Annotated in this window: 6 protein-coding genes; 5 read left to right on the forward strand and 1 reads right to left on the reverse strand. The window is 67.2% G+C overall.

Translation table 11 applies throughout. The features are described 5' to 3' along the window. Positions 1-187 precede the first annotated feature (187 nt). The 5 genes from pabB to VGD20_RS06830 all read left to right on the forward strand — a co-directional run bounded on the left by pabB (position 188) and on the right by VGD20_RS06830 (position 5,673). Entirely contained in the window at positions 188-1,723 is a 1,536-nt protein-coding gene (pabB, locus tag VGD20_RS06810) for an aminodeoxychorismate synthase component I (protein ID WP_331133727.1), read from the forward strand. Between the two features lie 129 nt (positions 1,724-1,852). Further along, positions 1,853-3,067, forward strand: a complete 1,215-nt coding sequence (locus VGD20_RS06815; RefSeq protein WP_331133728.1) for a pyridoxal phosphate-dependent aminotransferase — start codon at positions 1,853-1,855, stop codon at positions 3,065-3,067. Positions 3,068-3,401: 334 nt separating this feature from the next. Then, on the forward strand, positions 3,402-4,088 hold the full coding sequence (gene msrA / locus VGD20_RS06820) for a peptide-methionine (S)-S-oxide reductase MsrA (protein ID WP_331133729.1): 687 nt from the start codon (positions 3,402-3,404) through the stop codon (positions 4,086-4,088). 123 nt (positions 4,089-4,211) lie between these two features. Next, positions 4,212-5,357 carry a serine hydrolase gene (locus tag VGD20_RS06825; RefSeq protein ID WP_331133730.1) on the forward strand — a complete coding sequence of 382 codons (1,146 nt, stop codon included), beginning with the start codon at positions 4,212-4,214 and terminating at the stop codon, positions 5,355-5,357. Next, positions 5,347-5,673: a hypothetical protein gene (locus VGD20_RS06830; protein WP_331133731.1), complete on the forward strand. Its 327-nt coding sequence runs from the start codon at positions 5,347-5,349 to the stop codon at positions 5,671-5,673. Before VGD20_RS06825 ends, VGD20_RS06830 begins: the two co-directional genes overlap by 11 nt. Here the strand turns inward: VGD20_RS06830 and VGD20_RS06835 are convergent. After that, on the reverse strand, positions 5,670-6,650 hold a 981-nt coding region (locus VGD20_RS06835; RefSeq protein WP_331133732.1), incomplete at its 5' end, for a M23 family metallopeptidase. The two genes, VGD20_RS06830 and VGD20_RS06835, sit on opposite strands and share 4 nt — an antisense overlap.

Raw genomic sequence — 6,650 nt, forward strand, 5'->3', positions numbered from 1 at the left:
CTGGACGAGCACCTGTGCAGGGTGACCTGCGACGGCGAAACGACCACCGGCCTCTACCAGCCCATCGATCCCAACGCCTGGCGGGCCTGCTCCTCGGGCCGTCCCGGCTGGGCCTTCCTCGAATGACCGGCCCGCCGGCGGCGGCGCCGGGCCCGCGCCGCTCGGCTGGTTCGGGCTGTTCGGTGCCGTGCAGCGGATCGACGCGGATGCGGTGCCCGGCCTGCTTCCCGATCCGGCGTCGGCGTGGGTCGGGGCGGTGACGCCGCGTATCGTGCGCGCCGATTATCTGGCCGCGGTCGAGGCCGTGCTCGATTATATCCGCGCGGGCGACATCTATCAGGCGAACCTGACCTTTCGCGCCGATGTCCCGGTGCTTGGCGATCCGCTCGCTATCTACGCCCGGCTGCGGCAAACGGCGCGCGCGGGCTATGGCGGGTTCATCTGGACCGGCGAACAGGCGATCGCGTCGCTGTCGCCCGAGCTGTTCTTTGCATTGCGCGGGCGCGACGTGATGGCGCGTCCGATGAAGGGGACAGCGGCGCGGCTGGTCGATCCCGCCGCCGACCGGCGCGCGGCGCGCGAGCTTGCCGAGGACCCGAAACAGCGCGCCGAAAACCTGATGATCGTCGACCTGATCCGCAACGACCTGTCGCGCGTCGCGGTGCCGGGGTCGGTCGCGGTGCCCGACCTGTTCCGCGTCGAAAGCTTCCCGACGATCCACCAGCTCGTCTCCGACGTCGGCGCGCGGCTGCCCGACGGCGTGGGCGCGGTCGACGTGCTGCGCGCCGCCTTTCCCTGCGGGTCGATCACCGGCGCGCCCAAGGTGCGCGCGATGGAGATCATCGACGCGCTGGAGGCGGGGCCGCGCGGGCTCTACACCGGCTCGATCGGTTTTATCGAGCCGGGCGGCGACGCGGCGTTCAATGTCGCGATCCGGACGCTCGTCTTTCCCGGGGTGTTACCGCAAAGCGGCTTGCGAGACGGTCCGCCTTGCGCCACGCTCGGATTGGGATCGGGAATCGTCGCCGACAGCGAACCCGCTGAAGAATGGCGCGAATGTCTGGCCAAGGGGGAATTTGTGGGCGCAGCGGGGGAAAGCTTCGACCTCATCGAAACGATGTTCTTCGACCCGGTCGAGGGCGTCCAGCGGCTCGAGGGCCATCTGGCGCGGATGAAGGCGAGTGCCCAGATGCTCGGCTTTACCTTCGACCGCCACGGTGCGCGCAACAGCCTGCAATCGGCCACCTTCCGCCTGCGCAGCGCCGCGCGGGTGCGGATGCGGCTCGCGCCGTCGGGCGCGCTCGCGGTCGAGGTATCGCCCTTGCCGCGGCTCGCCGAGCTGCCGGTACCGGTCGCGGTGCGGCCCGCTCCGATGGCGGCCGGCGATTTTCGCCTGACGCACAAGACCAGCCTGCGTGCCGCCTATGACGCCGCGCGGCACGAGAGCGGGGCTGCCGAGGTCGTCTTCGTCGACGAACCGGGCTTCGTCACCGAGGGAAGCTGGAGCAATATCTTCGTCGAGCGCGATGGCCAGCTGCTGACTCCGCCGCTCGCGCTCGGGTTGCTCCCCGGGGTGCTGCGTGCCGAGCTGATCGACAAGGGGCGCGCGGTCGAATCGCACCTCAGGCTCGGTGATCTGGAGGGCGGTTTCTTTATCGGCAATTCGCTGCGTGGACTGGTCCCCGCGCGACTGGCGGACCCTGCGACATCCTCGATAGGCTGACCTGCCCGCTGCATAGGTAAATTATCAACCTGCGCGCTTGCGAATATCGGTCGGACACTATAGGCGCGGCCGCGCGCAATTTTCTGCCATTTCATCCGCTGCTCGCCCTCTCGCAAGGACGCTTTTTTAATGTCGACCTTCCAGCCCCATGTGTCTGCTGCCCTGAACCGCATCCAGCCGTCGGCAACGCTCGCGATGACCGCGCGCGTGACGGCGCTGAAAGCCGCGGGCGTCGACGTGATCGGCCTGTCGGCGGGCGGGCCCGATTTCGACACGCCGGACTTCGTCAAGGAAGCGGCGATCGAGGCGATCCGGAACGGCCAGACAAAATATACGCTCGTCGACGGTACGGTGGCGCTGAAGGAAGCGATCCGCGGCAAGTTCCGCCGCGACAACGGGCTCGAATACGGGCTCGACCAGATTTCGGTCAACGTCGGCGGCAAGCACACCCTGTTCAATGCGCTTGTCGCCACCGTCGACAAGGGCGACGAGGTGATCATCCCCGCGCCCTATTGGGTGAGCTACCCCGACATCGTTGCCTTCGCGGGCGGCACGCCGGTGATCATCGAGGGCACCGCGGCGCAGAACTACAAGATCACGCCGGCACAGCTCGACGCCGCGATCACGCCGAAGACGCGCTGGGTGATGTTCAACTCGCCCTCGAACCCGTCGGGCGCCGCCTATTCGGGCGAGGAGCTCGATGCGCTGGGCGAAGTCATCCGCCGCCACCCGCATGTGATGGTGATGACCGACGATATGTACGAGCATGTCTGGTACGCCGATTTCGCTTTCACGACGCTGGCGCAGCGCTGCCCCGACCTGATCGACCGCATCCTGACCGTGAATGGCTGTTCGAAGGCCTATGCGATGACCGGCTGGCGCATCGGCTATGCCGGCGGCCCGGCGTGGATCATCAAGGCGATGGGCAAATTGCAGTCGCAGTCGACGTCGAACCCCTGCTCGATCGCGCAGGCCGCCGCCGCCGCCGCACTCGGCGGGCCGCAGCAGTTCCTCGACGATCGCAATGCCGCGTTCCGCAAGCGCCGTGACATGGTCGTGGCGATGCTCAACGACGCGCCGGGCCTCAACTGCCCGGTCCCCGACGGCGCCTTCTATGTCTATCCCGACGCGTCGGGCTGCATCGGGAAGAAGACGCCCGACGGCAAGCTGATCGACAGCGACGAAGCGCTGATCGACTATTTTCTCGACTCGGCGAAGGTCGCGGCCGTGCACGGCGGCGCCTTTGGCCTGTCGCCGGCGTTCCGCGTTTCCTATGCGACGTCGGAAGCGGTGCTGAAGGAAGCGTGCGTGCGCATCCAGCAGGCGTGCGCCGCGCTCGGCTGAAAGCCCCGGTCGATTTCCGCATAGGAATTCTATACCGACCGGTCTTGTAATGCCGGTCGCCGGCCCTATCTGAACATGAACGGCGGTTAAGCGCGCGGTTCACCGGATAGTAAGTCGTTCCCGCTAAGGTGACGGACATCACTGACGGATGGCAAGGGGCGCTCCATATCGTCGGTGTAACCTGAGCGGTTCCGGCCGCGAACAACGACATATGAAAAAAGAGGCTCCCCATGCTTACCCTTCTCCGTTCCGACTGGTTCCTGTCGATGCTCGCCGGCTTCGCGATCGGCGCGACCTACATCGTGCTCAACCAGCCGGCGCTTCCGATCCCGGCGTGACGCCGCCGCGCCGCGCGCTGGCCAGCCGCATCCTCGCGACGCTGATCGCGGGTGCGGTTGTGGCTTGTACGCCGGCGCAGGCCGAAAATGTCGTCAAGCTCCCCGCAGCCACGCTCGACCCCGCCGTCAACGCCAAGCGCGCGACCGCAGTGCTCGCTGGCGGCTGTTTCTGGGGCGTCGAGGGCGTCTTTTCCAATGTGAAGGGCGTGATTTCGGTCGAATCGGGCTATCACGGCGGCAGCGCCGCGACCGCGCGCTACGAATTGACCCACGACGGTAAGTCGGGCCATGCCGAGGCGGTGCGCATCGTCTATGACCCGTCGCAGGTCAGCTACGGCAGCCTGCTTCGCATTCTCTTTTCGGTCATTGCCGACCCCACGCTGAAAAATCGTCAGGGCCCCGACAGCGGCACGCAGTATCGCGCCGCGATCGTGCCGATGGACGCGGTGCAGCGTCAGGTCGCGACCGCCTATCTGGCGCAGATCAGCAGGGGCAAATATTTCGCCAGGCCGGTCGTCGTACCTGTCGAAAGCTACAAGCGCTTTTATCGCGCGGAGGCGAATCACCAGGATTTCATGCGCCGCAACCCGTCGAACGGCTATATCGTCCGCTGGGACGCGCCCAAGCTCGCGGCGCTGAAGCGGCTTTTCCCCGCCATGGTGCGCGCCGCGCCGGCGCCCTGACCGAGCCCGCACGCGCCACTGGTCGCGGTAGAGGAATCGTTCGTCGCAAATCGCTGGCCCGCCCCGTGCGCCTGCGAGACGATAGCGACGGGAAAATATAAAAGTCGCGAGTGCGGGGTTTGAATGAAATTTGAGTATTCCGGCAGGTCGCTCCTCGCGGTTACGATGAGCGCTGCGGTGCTCGCGGGCTGTGTCGGCAGCGCCGCGATCGTGCCGCAACCACGCGCGCAGCAGCCGGCGGCAGTCCGCGGGCCTGCGGGCGCGGTCACGGTGCCGATCGGCCAGCCGGTGCGCTCGGCCGAGCCCGCGCCGCGCGGCACGCTCGACCCCGGGTTCCGCCGCGCTCCCGCCGGTCTCAACGACCGGCTCTATGTCCTCTGGCGCGCCTTTCCCGGCAAGACCGGTATTGCGGTCCAGCGCATCGACGGCGAATGGGCGCTGTCGCAGCGCGGCGCCGACCTGTTCCCGCAGCAAAGCGTCTCGAAGCTGTGGGTCACGCTGACCGTGCTCGATGCGGTCGACCATGGACGGATTCGCATGGACCAGCAGGTCCGCATCGGCCGTGAGGATCTGACCCTGTTCCACCAGCCGATTGCGGCGCGTGTCCAGTCCGAAGGGTCGGTGACGATGAGCGTCCGCGACCTCATCGAAACCGCGATAACGCACAGCGACAACACGGCGAACGACAGCCTCCTGCGTACCGTCGGCGGACCCTCCGCCGTGCGCGCTTTTGTGTCGAAAAACGATCTGGGATCGATCCGCTTCGGCCCCGGCGAGCGGCTGCTGCAAAGCGGCACCGCGGGCCTCAGCTGGCAGCAAAGCTATTCGATCGGCCGCAATTTCCAGACGGCGCGCGCCGCGCTTTCGCCCGCGACGCGCCGCGCCGCGATGGACAATTATCTCGCCAATCCGGTTGACGGCGCGAGCCCCTCGGCGATTGCGAGCGCGCTGACGCGGCTCGCGCGCGGGACCCTTCTCTCGCCCGAATCGACCGACTATCTGCTCGGTGTGATGAGCCGGACCAAGAGCGGGCCGAAGCGGCTCAAGGCCGGCCTTCCCGCGGGCTGGCAATTCCTGCACAAGACCGGAACCGGGCAGGACCTCAACGGCATGACCGCGGGGTACAACGACATAGGCATCGCCACCGCCCCCGACGGCACCCGCTATGCGATCGTCGTCATGCTGGGCAGCACGACATCGTCGGTTCCCGCGCGCATGGCGTTGATGCAGGCGGTATCGGGCGCCGTCGCCGAATTTCATGGAAGGTAGGACTATGAAGCTTGCCGCTGCTCCGTTGCTGCTCCTCGCACTGGCGCTCGCCGGCTGCGCGACCCCCGAGGCGCGGCTGCGCACGGGCCTCCAGGACGCAGGCCTGTCGAAAGCGATGGCGGCGTGCATGGCCGAACGTATGGTCGACCGGCTGTCGCTCGTTCAGTTGCGGCGCCTGTCGGCGCTCGGCAGTCTCAAGGACAAGCACATCGCCGACCTGACGCTCGACCAGTTTTTCCGCAAGATCCGCGCGCTCAAGGATCCCGAGATCCTGACGGTGTCGACGAGCTCGGCGGCGATCTGCGCGCTGCGCTAGTCGCCGGGGAAGCGGGCGACGAGGTTCGGCGGCGGGAAGCTGTCGCTGACAGTTTCCGAACGATCCGCGGGCGGCCATGTCTCGCCCCGGAAGAAGCTGTCGATCGTCGTATATTGCCCCAGCCGTGTGAGGGACGTGACGACATAGGGCTGGCCTTCGGCGCCGAGAATCGACGGGCGGTCGGCGAGATGGAAGTGCAGGTGCGGGGCGCTCGCCTGCCCGGTGAAGCCGAGGAAGCCGACCACCTGCCCGGCCCTGACGCGGTCGCCGACGGCGACGGGCGCGCCCTGTTTCAGATGTTCGTAAGTTGCGATGCGGCCGCCGCCGATGTCGAGCATGACGAAATTGCCGCTGGCATCGGCGATCGAGGGGTTCGCCCGGCCCTTGACGGCCGCCGGATCGGGCACATCGTCGCGGAGCGCAACGATCGTGCCGTCGGCGACCGCAAGCACCTCGGCGCCAAAGCCATAGTGGTTCGCCGGGATGTTGGCGTCACCCGACGACAATTTTCCACGCGTGTCGACCTTCATCCAGTCGATCGCGAAACGGCCGGGCAGCGTGGCCGACCCTGCAGTGGCATAGAAGACCCGGCGGTGGCCGCGCTCCATGCCGACATCGTACACCGCAACCCACGGCCCGCCGCGCAGCGGAGGCGACAGGCGCGGGAGGGCGGCGGTTTCGGGCGTCGCTGCGCCGCCCGAAATCGTGAAATCCGGCTCTTCGGTGTCGATCTTGTTCAGCGTCAGGCTGTGCGAGATCGATCCGCGGGAAAAGGCGGCGGGGGCGGGCGCGCCGATATAGACCACGGCACGGCGGCCGGGTGGAATGATCCGCGCATTGGCTTCGGGTGGTCCGACGAGCCCGATCGCGCTTGGCAGTTCGTCCCGGGCATAGGTTTTGAGCGGCGCGGCCTCATTGCCTGCCTTGATCACGAGCCGGTTCAATTCGAGCGGGTGGCTGGAAAAATTGGTAAGGTG

Origin of the sequence: Sphingopyxis sp. (assembly GCF_036402335.1) — a bacterium.
GTDB lineage: Bacteria > Pseudomonadota > Alphaproteobacteria > Sphingomonadales > Sphingomonadaceae > Sphingopyxis.